This is a genomic window from Thioalkalivibrio sp. ALJ4 (genome assembly GCF_000377225.1).
Classification (GTDB): domain Bacteria; phylum Pseudomonadota; class Gammaproteobacteria; order Ectothiorhodospirales; family Ectothiorhodospiraceae; genus Thioalkalivibrio.
Genome location: NZ_KB897918.1, coordinates 344,973 through 360,522 on the forward strand (window position 1 = coordinate 344,973; position 15,550 = coordinate 360,522).

Sequence of the window (15,550 nt, forward strand, 5' to 3'; positions counted from 1 at the left end):
CGCGGTCGGCATCGGAGACCCCATGAAGAACCTGATTAACCGTATCCGCGGTGTGGAACGCGACGTGATCGAGAAGCCCGGCGACGCGGGCGATGCCCCGTTCTACAAGGCTCAGGGCGACGAGATCGAGATCTTTCAGGCCGCGTACTCGAAGCGCCTGCCGGTGATGCTCAAGGGCCCGACCGGCTGCGGCAAGACCCGCTTCCTGGAACACGTGGCGCATACCATCGGGCAGCCGCTGGTCACCGTCTCCTGCCATGAGGACCTGACCAGCTCCGACCTGGTCGGCCGCTTCCTGCTGGAGGGCGAGGAGACCGTCTGGCAGGACGGCCCGCTGACCCGCTCGGTCAAGGAGGGCGCGATCTGCTACCTCGACGAGATCGTCGAGGCGCGTACCGACACCACCGTGGTCATTCACCCGCTGACCGACCACCGCCGCCAGCTCCCGCTGGACAAGAAGTCCCAGATCATCGATGCGCACGAGGACTTCATGCTGGTGATCTCCTACAACCCCGGCTACCAGACGGTGCTGAAGGACCTGAAGCCCTCGACCAAGCAGCGCTTTGTCGGTATCCACTTCGACTACCCCGCCGAGGATGTCGAGCGCGAGATCGTGGCCAAGGAATCCGGCGGCCTGGATGCCGATCGGGTCGAGAAGCTGGTGGCTGCCGGGCGCAAGGCGCGGGCCCTGAAGGACCACGGACTGGAAGAGGCGACCTCCACCCGTGCGCTCGCCTATGCCGGCGAGCTGATGCAGGCGGGACTGAGCCCGCGCGTGGCCTGCCGTGCCGCGATGATCGCCCCGATCACCGACGACCCCGAGCTGATTCAGGCGCTGGAAGAGATCTTCGACGCCCACTTCCCCGAGTCCGAAGCCGCGTGAGCGACCAGGCCCGCAACAGCGGCGGGGCGAACACGGAAGCCGAAGATCTCGTCGAGATCGAAGAGATCCTCCAGCACTTGGAGGACATCAGCTTCGTCGCCCACCGCGACACCAAGGAGGCCCTCCCGGCCATCCGCGCGTTCGGTGCCGCCACTGCGCGGCGCTGGATCGAGACCGTCCGCGAGCTGTTCTTCCACGACCGCGAGGCCGGCAAGAGCTTCATGCGCAATTCCGCGCGGCTCGCGGAGCACATGCAGACGGTGGATCTGTGGCTGGAACAGGCCGTCCGGTTCAAGCAGTGGGTCAACTCCGCCGATGCACTGGAAGGCTTCATGGCCCAGGCCGATCGCGTGTATGACGCCTGGGGCGAGGCCGGCGAGCGCGAGTGGGCCGAGATCGGCCTGCGCTGGTGCGAACGCAGCCTGCCCGATGCCCGTGCCTACTTCGAGACGCCGTTCGACAAGCTCTCCGCCGGGCGCGGGATCGAGGGCCTGCGCGCGCTGATCGAGCCGGCCGAGACGCTGTTCGACGAACGCGGCCTGACCCTGGACGCCTATCTCGAGGGCGCCCCGATCGCCCGCAACCTGGTGGGCGACCAGGGCCTGCTGTCCTGGGCCCGGCGCGGAGCGGACCTGCTGAAGGCCGGGCGCTCGCGCGGCGAGGCCTATTTTCGCCTGGAGAGCGACGAGAGCCTGAAGCTGCTCCTGGAGGCGCTGCCGGGCTTTCGCCCGCGCATGCACGGGCGCTTCCTGCGCCTGGTGCTGCTGGCCTGGCTGGATGCCGATATCCCGCTGGCCGATTCCAGCTGGAAGCCGGGCGCGGGCCGCCCGATGCTCGAGACCGACGGCCGGCGGCTGTTTATGCCGGCGGTGATGGACTCGCGCGAGGAGGCGATCGTCGCCACCCAGCACGCGGCCGCGCATCTGGCCTTCGATACGTATGCGCAGTCCGACGTCGAGCGGCTGTTCGAGCGTGCCGGGGTCGAGCACCCGCCGCTGGATGACCGCTCGCGCATCACCTGGCGCCCGCTGTTCGCGCCATTCGAGGCGCGCATGTTCCGCTTCCAGGTGCTGTTCGACCTGGCCGAGGACCTGCGCGTGAACGCGCGCCTGGCCCCGCGCATCCCGAACTTCCTGCCGCGCCTGGTGGCGCTGGCCGAGGACCATGAGCGCCCGGAGGGCGCGGCCGGCGTCTACTTCGATTTCGCGCTGAAGGCCCACCAGGCCCTGCTGCGCGACGAGGCGCAGGACCCGCGTCTGGCGCGCGTGCTGGAGCCGGACGCGGATGTGGTCACCGCCTGGGCAGTCGGCGAGGAGCTGTTCGCCGACGAGGCCTTCCCCGAGATCACCATCGAGGAGCGTGCCGAGGCCTATCTGCCCGGGCTGTCGCTGAACCAGTCGCTGCCGGTGTATCCGCAGCGGAAACGCGACGGCAGCCTGGCCGACTTCCGCGACCATGAGGCGCACGACGAACACAAGTTCGAGCGCGAGAAGCAGGAAGAGCAGCCGCAGCAGGCCCCGGAGCAGGCGCAGAAAGACCCGGACGCCGACATCCAGACCCCGCAGCAGGAGACCTCTGGCACCGGCGGGCGCATCGGCACGGGTATCCCGCAGCCGGCCCAGGTGGCCAAGCGCGCCGCTCCCTACACCCCGAAGAAGGACGGCATCCCGTATCCCGAGTGGGACTACCGCGAGCAGCGCTATATCTCCGACTGGGTGAATCTCTACGAGCGCGTGCTGGACGACGAAAACCCGGAGCTGGCGGCCACGATCCTGTCGGAGAACGCCGACACCCTGAAACGCCTGACCCGCGGTCTCGAGATGCAGCGTCCGATGCGCCTGGCGCCGCAGCGCAAGCAGATGGACGGCGACGAGCTCGACACCGAGGCAGTAATCGACTTCATCGCCGACAAGAAGGCGGGGCTGTCGCCGAAGGCCTTCATCTACCGCCGCCGTGCGGTGCAGCACCGTGATACCGGCGTCATGATGCTGGCGGACATGTCCACCTCGATCATGGCGCGCCACCCGGGCGGGCAGGGCAAGATCGTCGACCGCGTGCGCGAGGGGATGATGCTGTTCGCCGAGGCGATCGAGAAGGTCGGCGATCCCTACGCGATCTCCGGCTTCGCCTCCAAGCAGCGCGACCAGGTCAACTACTACTGGCTGAAGGATTTCAACGAGGACCTGAACGACACCGTCCGCGCCCGCATCGCCGGGGTCTCCGGGCGCCTGGCCTCGCGTATGGGCGCGGGCATCCGCCACTCGCTGGAGGCATTCAAGCGCTGTTCGGCCCAGCGCCGGCTGCTGCTGATCCTGTCCGACGGCCGCCCGGCCGACTACGACGACGGCGGTGACCAGCGCTACCTGCACGAGGACACGCGCATGGCGATGAAGGAGGCGGTGGACGCCGGCGTGCACCCGTTCTGCATCACCCTGGACCCGTCCGGTTCGGAATACCTGCCGGCGATCTTCGGTCCCGGTCACTACACCATCATCGACCACGTGGACGAGCTGCCGCGCCGTCTGCCCGAGATCTATCTGAGGCTGCGCCAGTGAGTGCTATCCCCGAAGCCATCGACGCCTCCACCGGCGCTACGGCTCGGCACCCGGAGCCGGCCCGCCGTCATGCCACGCTGCTGCATGCCCCGCGCTATCGCGGGCACAGCTACGGCGACAACCACCCGCTCGGGATCCCGCGCGTCTCGCTGACCATCGACCTGATCGAGGCCTATGACGCGATCACGCCGCAGGAGATGGCCGTATCGCGCAAGGCACAGCCGGCCGAGCTCGAGTGGTTCCACACCCGCGAGTACGTGGCCGCGATGCAGCGCGCCGAGGCGCTGGGCAAGGTCTTCCAGCGCTACCGCGACCGCCACAACATCGGCAACTTCGAGAACCCGTTCTTCGCCGGGTTCTTCGCGACCCCGGCGACCGCCACCTGGGGCTCCATCCAGGGCGCCGAGGTGGTGCTGGACGGGCGCATGGCCTTCAACCCGGCCGGTGGCATGCACCACGCCGCCCCCGACCAGGCCCGTGGATTCTGCTACTTCAACGACCCGGCGCTGGCGATCCTGCGCCTGCGTCAGGCCGGGCAGCGCGTGCTCTATCTGGATATCGACGCCCACCATGGCGACGGGGTCGAGGCCGCGTTCAGCGACGACCCGGACGTGCTCACCGTCTCCCTGCACATGGACACCGAGTACGGCTACCCCTTCGAGGGCGGGCGCATCGAGGACACCGGACCGCTTGGCAACGCCGTGAACCTGCCGCTGCCCAAGGAGACCAACGACAGCGAGTTTCGCGCCGCCTTCGCGGCCGTCTGGGAGGCCGTGCGCACCCGCTGGCAGCCGGATGCGGTCGTCGTTCAGGCCGGTACCGATGCGCTGCTGCCGGACCCGCTCGGCAAGTTCGGCATCTCCACCCAGTGCTTCCTCGCCTGCGTCGACGACGTGATCGAGACCAGCCCGCGGCACGCCGACGGCACACCGAGGCTGCTGGTCCTGGGCGGTGGCGGCTATCACCCGCTGGCGCTGGCACGCTGCTGGACCGGGGTCTGGGCCCTGCTGACCGGTCGCGAGCTCCCCGCTGCGATCCCGGAGGCCGGCCAGGCCCTGCTGCGCGAGGTTGACTGGGACATGGACGAAGAAGAGGAATGGTACGAGTCCCTCTTTACCTCCCGTCTCGATGCGGATCGCGCCGGTCCGGTGCGCGACGAACTGCGCAATCGCCTTGAACGGCTGCTGGCAGGGCACCCGTTGTTCAGTTGCTCGTAGAGAGCCTGCGCGTCAGCGGCTGGCGCGGTAGTCGCGTTCGATGTAGCGCAGCAGCTCGGTCGTCTCCCGCAGGGTCGCGCGCTGGATGCGGGTCTTGCCGATAAAGCCGGGTACCCAGAAGTCCGGTTCCACATGCATCTGGATCGTCAGGTGCGTGCCGCCGGCATCGGGCTGCAGCTCCCAGCGGGTCGAGCCTGCACGCAGATTGCTGTGCTCCGGATCGACCTCGGCATCAATGCGTTCGGGGTAGTACTCGGTCACCCGTTCGTGCCTGCGGATGGTCCGGCAGAACACGAACACGCAGCTGTGCACGACGCTTGCGACCTCCACCTCGTCATCCGATCGGGAGACGATCCGGCTCTCGCGGATGGATTCCGAGTAACGGTTCAGCGCGTCGTAATCGGTCAGGTATGACCACAGGGCCTCGGGTGGGACTTCGACCCGGAAGGTCACCTCCAGCTCGTGCTGGTCACCGTCGGTATCAAAATGCCGCTCGACCACCTCCACCGCGAGTGCGGCACCGGGGGCCCAGCCGACCAAGGCAGCCAGGAGGAGGGCGGGCAACGTTCGCATCGCGGGTACCTCCTGGGCTTCGGTTCGGGGCCTGGCTGCTGCAGCTTTATGAAGAATTCGATCCCCGGATGCGGCCGGGGTTCAGGTTGCCCTACGACGGGCGGTTGGACTGTGATGATAGACAAAGACCTCAGGGGTCACTGTCGCGCTGGGGATGCGTGGTCCCCGTGACGGGCTCGTCGCGGATCGGCAGGGTGGCGAGAACGGCCAGAAGGCCGACGAGGTGGAGCGCGATCAGGATCATGAGATAGCCGCCTGTCAGGTCGACCCCGAGGCCGGTGAGGACCGGACCCAGCGCGGCGCCGAGGGCCACGGCGGTGTAGGTCATGCCCAGCAGGCGGCCCAGGCTGTACAGGCCGAACAGGCGGGCCAGGATCGCCGGTGTCAGGGCGATGTACCCGCCGTACCCGAAACCAAGTACCACCGCGAACAGCATAAGGGCGGCGTAGCTGCCTGCGGTGCCCCAGATCAGAAAGCTCAGCGTGATCAGGGCGAAGCACCCGCGATAGAGATGCATCAGGGAATAGCGATCGCCCAGCATGCCGATCGCCAGCCGCCCGACCACGCTCGCCAGCCCGATAATCCCGACCAGGCCCGCCGCGCGCAGCGGATCGATGCCGCCCGCCTCGGCCGCGGGCGGCAGGTGCACGAACGGTACGTACAGGATCGTATTCAGCAGAAAGGTCGCCAGATAAAGCTGGGCGAAGCGGCGCCCACCCCAGCGGGTGGTGGCGGCGTGGGTGCCATCCGGGGCGCGCCCGGGCCGTGGAAACAGGATGCCGGCGAGCGGCAGGATGACGGCTGCCGCGAGCGCGTAGAAATAGTACGTCGAGCGCCAGCCGTGGAGCTCGATCAGCCAGGCGGACAGCGGCGCGAAGCCAAGTACGCCCAACCCGATCCCGGATACCGCGATGCCCAGGGCCATGGAGCGTCTGCGGGCAAACCAGCGCCCGACCGCGGCCACGACGGGCACGAATACGCAGCTCGCCCCGATACCCACGCCCAGGCCATAGGCCAGGTAGGCCTGCCAGAGTTCGCCGGCACGCGCCGTCCCGACCAGCCCCGCCGCGATGAACAGGCCACCCGCAACGAGCAGCGGCCCTGGGCCGATGCGGTCGGACAGGGGGCCGGTCACACCGCTCAGGCCGAAGAACAACAGAGCGGTGGCGGAAAAGAACAGCGCGGACCCGCCGTGCCGTGTACCGAACTCCTGCGCCATGGAGGAGAAGAACGCCCCGTAGCTGTACGCGATGCCAAAGGCCACGAACAGCGCCACAAGGGAGAGCCCGCAGGCGAGCCAGGCGGTCGGGGAGTCCAGGGAGGGGGCGTCCTGGTGCTGGCGTGGACGCAGGGTCATCTAGCGCGGTCGACCCAGCAGGCGACCGGCCCCCTTGCGGGTCTGACGCCAGATCTGGCGCAGGCTTCGGGATGACGGGTGGCGCAGCAGCCGGGTCTTGCGGGTTTGCTGCATGGCCGGGATCAGCGTCTCCAGTTCGGCCGTCAGGGCGTCGATGTTGTAGGGCGTTGCGCCATCGAGCCGGGCGGGAATCACCTCCTGTTCGGGCAGGCCGAAGTCCGCGGCGATCGCCTGGCGGGCGGCGGCGATGTTCTGCGCCTTGGGCCGTTCTTCCGGCGGGTCGAGCGTATACGGCGGCTCCCATTCGCGGGCGGGCGACAGGCGATCGATGTGGCTGGCCACGATGCGAATGGGCGGCTGGCGTCGATCCGGGCGCTCTGCAAAGAAGCGCCGTACGGCTTGCAGCGCCTCGTGGTCCGGGGAGCGGTCGGCCTGGTGCGCCGGCGCGACCCATAGCACCAGATCCGCCGTCTGGGCGGCATCAACCAGGGTATCCACGTCCATGCGGTCACCAAGCCCCGGGGTGTCCACCAAAAGCAGTTCCTGGCCGTCCGCGAGGGTCAGCAGGTAGCCCTCCTGCTCGGCGGTCAGCGGCAGCACGTCCGTGGCTGCGCGGTATTCCCCCAGCAGCGCGTTGACCAGCGTGGATTTCCCGGCCTGTGGCTGGCCCACGACCAGTATCTTCGGCCGGCCCGGGAATGCCTCCTCCGCGGGGCCGCTCGCCTGTGCTTCCTGGTCGGCGATCTCGGCCAGGGCGTCGGCATCGTGCTGCAGGCGGCCGGAGTAGAGCTCGATCGCGGCGCGGCCGACTTCCTCGATCCAGATGCGTGCGACCCGTCGCAGCAGGTATTCGCGTGCGCTGCCGGAGAGCTCGTTGAAGAAGCGATCACGCAGCTCCGCGGCCAGGGCGTGGAGGGGATTGGCCAGCCGCGCGATACGGTAGGCCTTGTAGGCCGTGCGCCCGTAGGACAGCCCCGATGCCACCATGGGCCGGTAGCCCCAGACGCGCAGGATCTGGCCCATGCGCAGGCGATCCGACAGCGGTACCTCCTCCAGCAGGATCTTGCGCAGCCGGGCGCTGACCCGCTCGCTGAGCAGCAGGGCCTCGGGCACGGTGAACTCCCAGATGGGGTCTTCCTGTTCCGGGTGATAGTGCGCGGCCACGGTACGCAGGGTCTCTTCGCCCGCTTCCCGCAGGCGGTCGTAGTCGGTGACGATCTCGCCGCTGGCCTGCTCGCTCAGGCGCATCACCTCGGCCCAGGCGGCGTGTTCCAGTGGCGCCCAGTCGCCATCGGCGGGGCGCACGGGCTCGGTCGTCCGTTCGCGGGTGTGGACCTTGATCCGGTGGCGCGCCCACAGCGTCATGCCCCATACGCTTCCGGCGGCGATGGCGGCCGCGGCGATCCAGATCAGCAGGGCATTGTGTTCGTAGAGCCAGAACAGACCCAGGACGAAGGCCACCACAAAGGGCGACAGCAGCAGGAACGCGGCGAAGGTCACGCCCGTGACCTGCAGACGGGTGAGCCAGCGGCGTTTCATCGCGTGTCGTTCCCCGAGGGCTCGGTCTGGCGGTGCCGGGCGAGGTTCAGGGCCTCGCGCAGGGCGTCGCGATAGGCCTGCTCCACCCCGGCCGTGGCCTCGCGCCCGTCATGTCGCCGGGCCAGGTAGTGCCGTGCGGCATAGCCCAGCGCATAGGTGGTGGCAAAGCTGGTGGCGGCCGCCGCTGCAGCACCTGCAGTCTGACCGTAGACGGGGACCAGCTTGCCGACCTGCCGGGCCCCGTGGCTGAGGCCGAGGCCGAGCAGGGTGCTGGAACCGAGCGCCGCGGAGAACTCGCTCATACTGCGAGAATCCCAGGTGACCCCGTAGATGCTGGCCAGACTGTGCAGCAGTTTCCCCTGGACCGCCGGAACGGAGAACAGGCCCAGCAGGGGGACGGCATCGGTGGTCGCGGCGACGCTGGCGTAGCCGAGGATGTGTGATCGGGCGCGCAGCCGACGGGCATCACCGCCTGCGGACTGGCGCAGCCCCTGCAGGATCACCCCCATGCGTTCCGGAGCCAGCTTCTCCAGGGCATCGAGCAGGGCGTCCAGGCCGTAGTGGGTCGGGGTGAAGCCCTCGTCCTCGGGCGTGATGTCGACGGGCACGATCTGCACCGGGCCGGTCCCGGGCAGGTTGCGAAAGGCCTCGACCTGGGTGCGGCGCGCGCGGGCCAGTTCCTCCAGCCCGGGGCTGCGGTCCAGTTCGGCGTAGGGCGGATGATCGCGCCCGTCGGGATAGCCGTCGTGCAGGCAGGTCTGGACCAGCAGGACCGGCCAGTTCGGATGCCGGCGGCGAATGTCCCGCAGGGCATTCAGCACGGGTTCCTGCTGCAGATCCATCGCGCGCGCCACGGCGACCACCATGTGCGCGTGGCCCGCGAGCTCGGCGAGATCCTCGCTGGGGTCGTAGGCGACCTCGCCCAGTCCCCGCGTGTCCAGAAAGCGCAGCACCGGCGCTTCGGCCGGGAAGTCATAGGCGCGTGCCGTCCGGGTGCAGCTCCTGAAACCGGTCCCGATCGCCACGTCGGAGTCGCCGGTGATCGCGCGCACCAGCGTGCTCTTGCCGGACTGCACCTTGCCCAGCAGCCACAGCACGGGGGCCTGCTCGCGCGCTCGCTCGGCCACGACGTCGGCATCGGGGGCCTCGGCCTCGGGTCGCAGGACGGCCTGCATGACTTTGCGCCAGCCGAGGCCCTTCGGCAGGCGCAGGGATTGCCAGGGCAGCTTCATGCTGTGATTCCGTTTCGCGGCATGGAAACCTTTCATCAGTGAAGAAGGCGCAACTGTGCAGGGCTTGTGAGCCAGCCCGCCGCTCAGTGTGCCATGTCTCGGCCAATGTTCGCGGCGGGCGCGGTACACTGAAATGATGAGCGATATCTCCGAAGGCGACCTGTTCGGCCCGGATGCGGGTGGACTGCCCCCCGAGCCCGAACCGGCCGCACAGGGCCCGGACCCGAATGCACCGCTGGCCGAGCGCATGCGCCCGGCGCGGCTGGACGAGATGGTGGGCCAGGATCACCTGGTCGGCCCGGATGCCGCCCTGCGCCAGGCGATCGAGCAGGGGCAGACTCCGTCGATGATCCTGTGGGGCCCGCCGGGTTGCGGCAAGACCACACTGGCCCGCCTGGTGGCGGCGGCCGGGGCACAGCGTCTGGTGACGCTGTCGGCGGTGCTGGCCGGCGTCAAGGACGTGCGCGCGGTGGTGGACGCGGCCAAGGCCCGGCGACGCAACGGGGTCGGCACGCTGCTGTTCATCGACGAGATCCATCGCTTCAACAAGGGGCAGCAGGATGCCCTGCTGCCGCACATCGAGGACGGGACACTGGCCTTCGTGGGGGCCACGACCGAGAACCCCTCATTTGCGCTCAACAGCGCACTGCTGTCGCGGGCGCGTGTCTATCGCATGGAGTCCGTCGGCGCCGAGGCGATCGAGGCGCTGATTGACCGGGCGCTGAGCGATCCCGAGCGCGGACTCGGGGGGCGCGGGCTGCGGCTGGAGCCCACCGAACGCCAGCGGCTGGCCCGTGCGGCGGACGGCGATGCCCGGCGGGCACTGAACTGGCTGGAGACCGCCTCGGATCTGGCACGTGACGGCGAGATCACCGCCGACGCCCTGCGCGCGGTGATGGGGGCGCAGAGCCTGGCCTTCGATCGCCAGGGCGATGCCTTCTATGACCAGATCTCCGCCCTGCACAAGTCGGTGCGCGGATCCGATCCTGGTGCGGCGGTGTACTGGCTGACGCGCATGCTGGATGCCGGCTGTGACCCGGATTATCTCGGCCGGCGCCTGCTGCGCATGGCCTACGAGGACATCGGGCTGGCGGCCGTAGGGCTGGGTGCTCGGGTGCTGGCGGCCTGGCAGACGATGGAGCGGCTTGGGCGGCCGGAAGGCGATCTCGCGCTGATCCAGGCGGCGATCGAGCTGGCCGCCGCCCCCAAGAGCAACAGCGCCTACACCGCGTTGAACGAGGTCCGCGCCAGCATTCGCGAAACGGGCAGCCCCGGCGTGCCCCTGCATCTGCGCAATGCCCCCACGGAGCTGATGCGTGACGAGGGGTTCGGCGCCGGATACCGCTATGATCATGATGAACCGGACGGTTTCGCGCGCGGGCAGGTCTATCTGCCCGAAGGGCTGGAAGATCAGCGCTTCTATCGGGCGAAACGCGAGGGCACGGAGCGCGCGCTGGCCGAACGGCTGGAGCGACTGCGCGGCGACGGCAAAGAATAGAGACATATGCAGATACATCATCCCGAACGCTGGTGGCTGTTGGCCGCGGTCCTGCTGGCAGGGTCGCTGGTCTGGGTAGCACTGACCACCGAGTGGCCTGATCTGCTGCCGCTGCAGGACGTCGAGGCGTGGCTCGCCAGCTGGGGGATGGGCGCCTACATGATGTTTGTGCTGGCCTTTGTCGTCCTTGCGCTGTTTCCGTTGCCCAGCACCTTCTGGATCCTGCTGGGAGGGGCGCTGTTCGGGCCGTTCACCGGCGGGGCCCTGAGCCTGCTGGCGGCGACCATCGCTGCGATTATCGCGTTCATGCTGGCGCGCACCCTGCTGCAACCCTGGCTGGAACCGCGTCTGGGTCCGCGCAGCGCACGGCTGCGCGAGGATGTGGAGGCCGAGGGCTGGCGCGTGGTCGCACTGACACGGCTGGTGCCGGTCTTCCCGTTCGCCCCGACCAACTACGCCCTGGGCCTGGTGCGTATGCCGCTGACCGTGTTCACGATCACGACCCTGGTCGCATTGATCCCCAGCCTGTTCGCCTATGCCTGGCTGGGCCACGCTACGCGCGAGATGGTGGCGGGTGATACGGACAACCGGGTCCAGCTGGGGCTGGCGATTCTCGCCGTGCTGGCCCTGCTGCTGTTGCTGCCTCGGCTGTTGCGCCGGATCTGGCAGGGGCAGAAAGCCGTCCAGTCGCCAGCCTGAGTCCCGTAGCAACCATGTCGCGGGAGTCACCCTTCCTGTCCGTGATCATCCCGGTGCTGAACGAGGCCGAGTCCCTCCCGCCCTTGCTGGATACGTTGAGGGAGATCCTCGACTGTGAGGTGATCGTGGTCGACGGGGGAAGCACGGACGGGACTGTCCGGCAGGCAGAACAACGCGGCGTGAGTGTGCTGTCCAGTGCACCGGGGCGTGCACGGCAGATGAATTCCGGAGCCGAGCGCGCCCGCGGCGAGGTGCTCTGGTTCCTGCATGCCGACACTGCGTTCCCGGACGGGGCCGGGGTTGCGGTGCATGCGCTGCGCGACGTGGTGGCCCGGGGCGATTGCGCCTGGGGACGTTTCGATGTCCGCTTGTCGGGCGGTCGCGCGATATTCGCGCTGATCGCCGCGATGATGAATCTGCGCTCGTGTCTGAGCGGGATTGCGACCGGGGACCAGGGCATCTTCATTACACGCTCGGCGTTCAATGCCGTAGGCGGCTGGCCGGATCAGCCGTTGATGGAGGACATCGAGTTCTCGCGGCGACTGCGCTCGGTGGGACGCCCAAAGTGCCTGCGCACCCGGCTGGTCACGTCGTCCCGGCGCTGGGAGCAGCAGGGTGCATGGCGCACGATCTGGCTGATGTGGCGGCTGCGCCTGGCCTACTGGCTGGGTGCAAACCCGGACGGGCTGGCGCGACTGTATCGTGGCGATGCTTGAGCGTCGGCCGCTGGATGCGCTGCGCGTGCTGGTCTTTGCCCGCGCGCCCGAGCCGGGCCGGACCAAGACCCGACTGATCCCCGCGCTGGGTGCCGAGGGCGCTGCACGGCTGCACGAGCGGCTGCTGGAACACGCGCTGGACGTAGCCCGTCAGGTGGCGCCGGACCAGGTGGAGCTGTGGTGCAGCCCGGGTTCCGATCATCCGTTCTTCAAGCACTGCGCCGAACGCTTTGGCTGTTCCCTGCACAGGCAGCGGGGCGGTGACCTGGGGGCGCGCATGCGCCATGCGCTGGAGGCGGGTCCGTTTCCGGCGCTGGTGATGGGCTCCGATGCCCCGACGCTGGGTGTCGAGGACCTGATCGCTGCCCGTGAAGCCTTGGCCGGAGGACAGGACGTGGCACTGGTCCCGGCACTGGATGGCGGTTACGTGCTTCTGGCCACCGCGCGGCCCGTACCCGGGCTGTTCGAGGCCATCGAGTGGGGCAGCGACCGGGTGCTGAAACAGACCCGTGAACGGGCCCGGGCGCGGGGTCTTGCCTGGGCTGAGCTGGAATCGCGTTCCGACATCGACCGCCCGGAAGACCTGGTGCACTGTCCGCCAGCGCTCCTGCGTGGCATTGGGGCACCTCGAGAGTCCCCGATCCCAGAGCAGTCGCAAGTCGGCCCAGGCTTCGGGTAGGATGCGCGCCATGAAAGCCTTTGTTGCCTGGGTCGACCGTTCCCCACTGTGGTTGTTTGCACTGTTCGTGGCCACCCTGGGGCTGTCGCCCTATGTCCCCGAACCGCACATCGTCGAGAAGATCCGCTGGCTCTTCCAGGGCGAGCTGACCCGTCCGATCGATATCCTCGACCTGATCATGCACGCCATTCCCTGGCTGCTGATGGCCTTCAAGCTCTATCGCATGAGCATTACGTCGAAAGGCGCTTCCTGACTCGGCGCCTCCTTGAGGCTTGTGGGAACTCGACGGTCCCGGCCCGGGTCGCTACGGTGCCTGCCACTTTGACGTGACCAAGGAGAGTCCCATGCGTTTTATTGTTTCTGTCACTGCCGGTACCGACGACCCGACCCGTGCCACCCTCGGCATGATCGCCGCGAACGTGGCCAAGCAGCAGGGCCATGACGTGACCGTCTGGCTGCAGGGCGAGGCCGTGAACATCGCCAACCGGAATGTCTACGACAAGATCGTCGGCCACAACATGCCGGCGATGAAGGACATCGTGGATTCGCTGGTCGAGGAAGGCGTCCCGTTCTGGGCCTGCGAGGCCTGCGCCAAGGGCCGCGACGTCGGCGAGCACAACTTCCTGCCGAACGCCGAGATGGCCGGCATGGGTCAGTACGTCCAGGCCGTTGCCGATTTCGACCGCTCCATGAGCTTCTGATCGAGCGGGCCGGTCCGCGGGTGGGGTGTGATCCCCCGCCCGTTTTGCCCGTGTCTCCTGTGTCAGCCCCTCGAACTGGCACATCGCATGCTTGTTTGTTCCGGGAGTGATCCACGGACGACGAGCATGACCCAGACCCCATCCCCGAGTTTTTCCTTCGAAGAGGCCATTGGCGACTTCCTGGTCGCCTCGCGCAAGTGCGAGGTGGTGAGCCTGGAGCGCCTGCTGGAGGCGGTACAGCTGGTCGGGCGCATCCGCGCGCTGGTGCATCAGCTCCAGCGCGAACGCGGTGCCTCCAGCCTCTGGATCGGCTCCGGTGGCCAGCGCTATGCGGACGAACTAGCGCAGTACCGAGCTGAATCCGACACCACCGCACAGGCGTTTCGTGAACACCTTGATGGCTGGCTGGAGCCCGGGGCCTGTGCCCACGCGCGCAGCCGTCTGCTGGGGCGCATGGCGCTGGCGCTGCATGGCCTGTCGGGTCTGCCCAGCCTGCGGGCGGAGGTCAGCGAACGCACGCTCTCGCCGATGGAGGCGATGCGCGGCTTCAGCGAGCTGATCCGGTCGCTGCTGGCAGTGGTGTTCGAGGCCGCTGACTCCGCCACGGACCCGGAGGTCTCGCGGGCCCTGGTGGCCCTGCTGAACTTCATGCAGGGCAAGGAGCTGGCGGGCCAGGAACGCGCGATCGGGGCCGCCGGCTTTGGTCAGGGCGTGTTCGATGGCGAACTGCGCCAGTCCCTGTTGCACCGGATCGATGCCCAGGAACGCTCGTTTCGGATCTTCTCCGAGTTTGCCCCGAAGCCCGCCTGCGCGGCCTGGCAGGAACTGCAGGGCGCGGGCTTCGCGGCGGAGGTCGAGCGGCTGCGCCGTCAGGCCTGTACCCACGGCGATCTCCGGGGCGATCCCCTGCCGGACCCGGCCCGCGCCGAGACCTGGTTTGCCTGCACCACCGCGCGCATCGACGCGATGAAGGAGATCGAGGACCTGCTGGAGATGCACCTGAACGAGTGCTGTTCGGCACGCATCACGGCGGATCGCGCGGACCTGGGCGCTGTGCGTGATCGGGTGGAGCAACTCGCCGAGTCGGAGCTGCGCGACAGCGTGCCGTATGCGGTGTTTTTCGGCGCGCCGGAGGGCCTGGAGAGCACGCAGGAGGAGGGCGAGACCGTACTCAACGTCCCGATCGTCGGGCACTCGGTGATGGACCTGGTGCAGCGCCAGGCGACCCGGCTGCAGTCGGTGGAGGACGAACTGCATGCGGCACGCCAGGCCCTGGCCGAACGCAAGACCATCGAGCGCGCCAAGGTGCTGCTGATCCAGCACCGCGGCCTCAGCGAGGATCAGGCCTACAAGCTCCTGCGCCAGACGGCGATGAACCAGAACCGGCGCCTGGCCGAGGTCGCCGAGGCGACCGTCGCGATGTCCGACCTCCTGGGCAAGGGCGACCTGTAGCTAATACACGGGGAAAGGGATTCCGCCCCTGTGGGAGCGGGCCTGCCCGCGAAGCCCCTGCTAGTGTCCGACAATGGCAGGGGCTTCGCCGCCAAGGCGGCTCCTACGGGGTGTGCACCAGAGCGGTTCATCTGCACCGCCGGCGTGCCCCAGGGTGGTGCCGCTTGTGATCGTCATTCCCCTGCCAGGATTCGATTGTTTACCGGGAACCGTCCGATTTTTCCGCGTCAGGGTGGGCTTTGGTCCACGAGAGTCGATTAGCAACAGCTAATTGGCACACCTCCTGCAGGAGACTGAGCAAGACGAGCCAACGGCGGTTCGTCGCCTGACAACAGGGAGACCCGATGACCGGGCCTCCCGTGGGACTGGACAAAGGCGTCCATCACCCGGCTGCAAACGCGGCCGGGCTGATGCGACGCCTTTTTTCGTTTTTGGGACGTGTTTGCTGA

14 protein-coding genes are annotated in these 15,550 nt (G+C 68.4%); 10 read left to right on the forward strand and 4 right to left on the reverse strand.

The features are described 5' to 3' along the window. Positions 1-22 precede the first annotated feature (22 nt). The 3 genes from C936_RS0107835 to C936_RS0107845 are packed head-to-tail and all read left to right on the forward strand — an operon-like array spanning position 23 to position 4,655. A complete protein-coding gene (locus tag C936_RS0107835) occupies positions 23-883 on the forward strand; it encodes a CbbQ/NirQ/NorQ/GpvN family protein (RefSeq protein ID WP_018174699.1) in 861 nt (286 codons plus the stop codon). Beyond that, complete coding sequence (locus C936_RS0107840) at positions 880-3,438, forward strand: nitric oxide reductase activation protein NorD (RefSeq protein ID WP_018174700.1); 2,559 nt, start codon at positions 880-882, stop codon at positions 3,436-3,438. The genes C936_RS0107835 and C936_RS0107840 overlap by 4 nt, the downstream gene beginning before the upstream one ends. Further along, a complete protein-coding gene (locus C936_RS0107845) occupies positions 3,435-4,655 on the forward strand; it encodes an acetoin utilization protein AcuC (protein ID WP_018174701.1) in 1,221 nt (406 codons plus the stop codon). The genes C936_RS0107840 and C936_RS0107845 overlap by 4 nt, the downstream gene beginning before the upstream one ends. A gap of 12 nt (positions 4,656-4,667) precedes the next feature. Here the strand turns inward: C936_RS0107845 and C936_RS0107850 are convergent, their stop codons facing one another. The 4 genes from C936_RS0107850 to C936_RS0107865 all read right to left on the reverse strand — a co-directional run bounded on the left by C936_RS0107850 (position 4,668) and on the right by C936_RS0107865 (position 9,356). Beyond that, positions 4,668-5,228, reverse strand: a complete 561-nt coding sequence (locus C936_RS0107850; protein WP_018138327.1) for an SRPBCC family protein — start codon at positions 5,226-5,228, stop codon at positions 4,668-4,670. A 130-nt stretch (positions 5,229-5,358) separates the two neighbouring features. After that, positions 5,359-6,585, reverse strand: a complete 1,227-nt coding sequence (locus C936_RS0107855) for an MFS transporter (protein ID WP_018138326.1) — start codon at positions 6,583-6,585, stop codon at positions 5,359-5,361. After that, positions 6,586-8,124, reverse strand: coding sequence for a GTPase family protein (locus tag C936_RS0107860; RefSeq protein WP_018174702.1), 1,539 nt, complete (start codon positions 8,122-8,124; stop codon positions 6,586-6,588). It lies immediately after the preceding gene. Then, positions 8,121-9,356: a GTPase family protein gene (locus C936_RS0107865; RefSeq protein ID WP_018174703.1), complete on the reverse strand. Its 1,236-nt coding sequence runs from the start codon at positions 9,354-9,356 to the stop codon at positions 8,121-8,123. Before C936_RS0107865 ends, C936_RS0107860 begins: the two co-directional genes overlap by 4 nt. A gap of 133 nt (positions 9,357-9,489) precedes the next feature. On the opposite strand from C936_RS0107865, the gene C936_RS0107870 reads away from it, so the two are divergent. From C936_RS0107870 to C936_RS0107900, 7 genes are all read left to right on the forward strand, one after another. Beyond that, positions 9,490-10,854 (forward strand): replication-associated recombination protein A, encoded by a 1,365-nt coding sequence (locus C936_RS0107870; protein WP_018174704.1) that lies wholly within the window; start codon positions 9,490-9,492, stop codon positions 10,852-10,854. 6 nt (positions 10,855-10,860) lie between these two features. Next, complete coding sequence (locus tag C936_RS0107875) at positions 10,861-11,553, forward strand: TVP38/TMEM64 family protein (RefSeq protein WP_012982072.1); 693 nt, start codon at positions 10,861-10,863, stop codon at positions 11,551-11,553. Between the two features lie 14 nt (positions 11,554-11,567). Then, on the forward strand, positions 11,568-12,269 hold the full coding sequence (locus C936_RS0107880; protein WP_018174705.1) for a TIGR04283 family arsenosugar biosynthesis glycosyltransferase: 702 nt from the start codon (positions 11,568-11,570) through the stop codon (positions 12,267-12,269). Next, positions 12,262-12,948 (forward strand): TIGR04282 family arsenosugar biosynthesis glycosyltransferase, encoded by a 687-nt coding sequence (locus C936_RS0107885; protein WP_018174706.1) that lies wholly within the window; start codon positions 12,262-12,264, stop codon positions 12,946-12,948. The genes C936_RS0107880 and C936_RS0107885 overlap by 8 nt, the downstream gene beginning before the upstream one ends. A 10-nt stretch (positions 12,949-12,958) precedes the next feature. Further along, positions 12,959-13,201, forward strand: a complete 243-nt coding sequence (locus tag C936_RS0107890; protein WP_012982075.1) for a hypothetical protein — start codon at positions 12,959-12,961, stop codon at positions 13,199-13,201. A gap of 91 nt (positions 13,202-13,292) precedes the next feature. Then, positions 13,293-13,649, forward strand: a complete 357-nt coding sequence (locus C936_RS0107895; RefSeq protein WP_018174707.1) for a DsrE family protein — start codon at positions 13,293-13,295, stop codon at positions 13,647-13,649. A gap of 126 nt (positions 13,650-13,775) precedes the next feature. Next, a complete protein-coding gene (locus tag C936_RS0107900) occupies positions 13,776-15,101 on the forward strand; it encodes a nitrate regulatory protein (RefSeq protein WP_018649032.1) in 1,326 nt (441 codons plus the stop codon). The last annotated feature ends 449 nt before the right edge of the window (positions 15,102-15,550 follow it).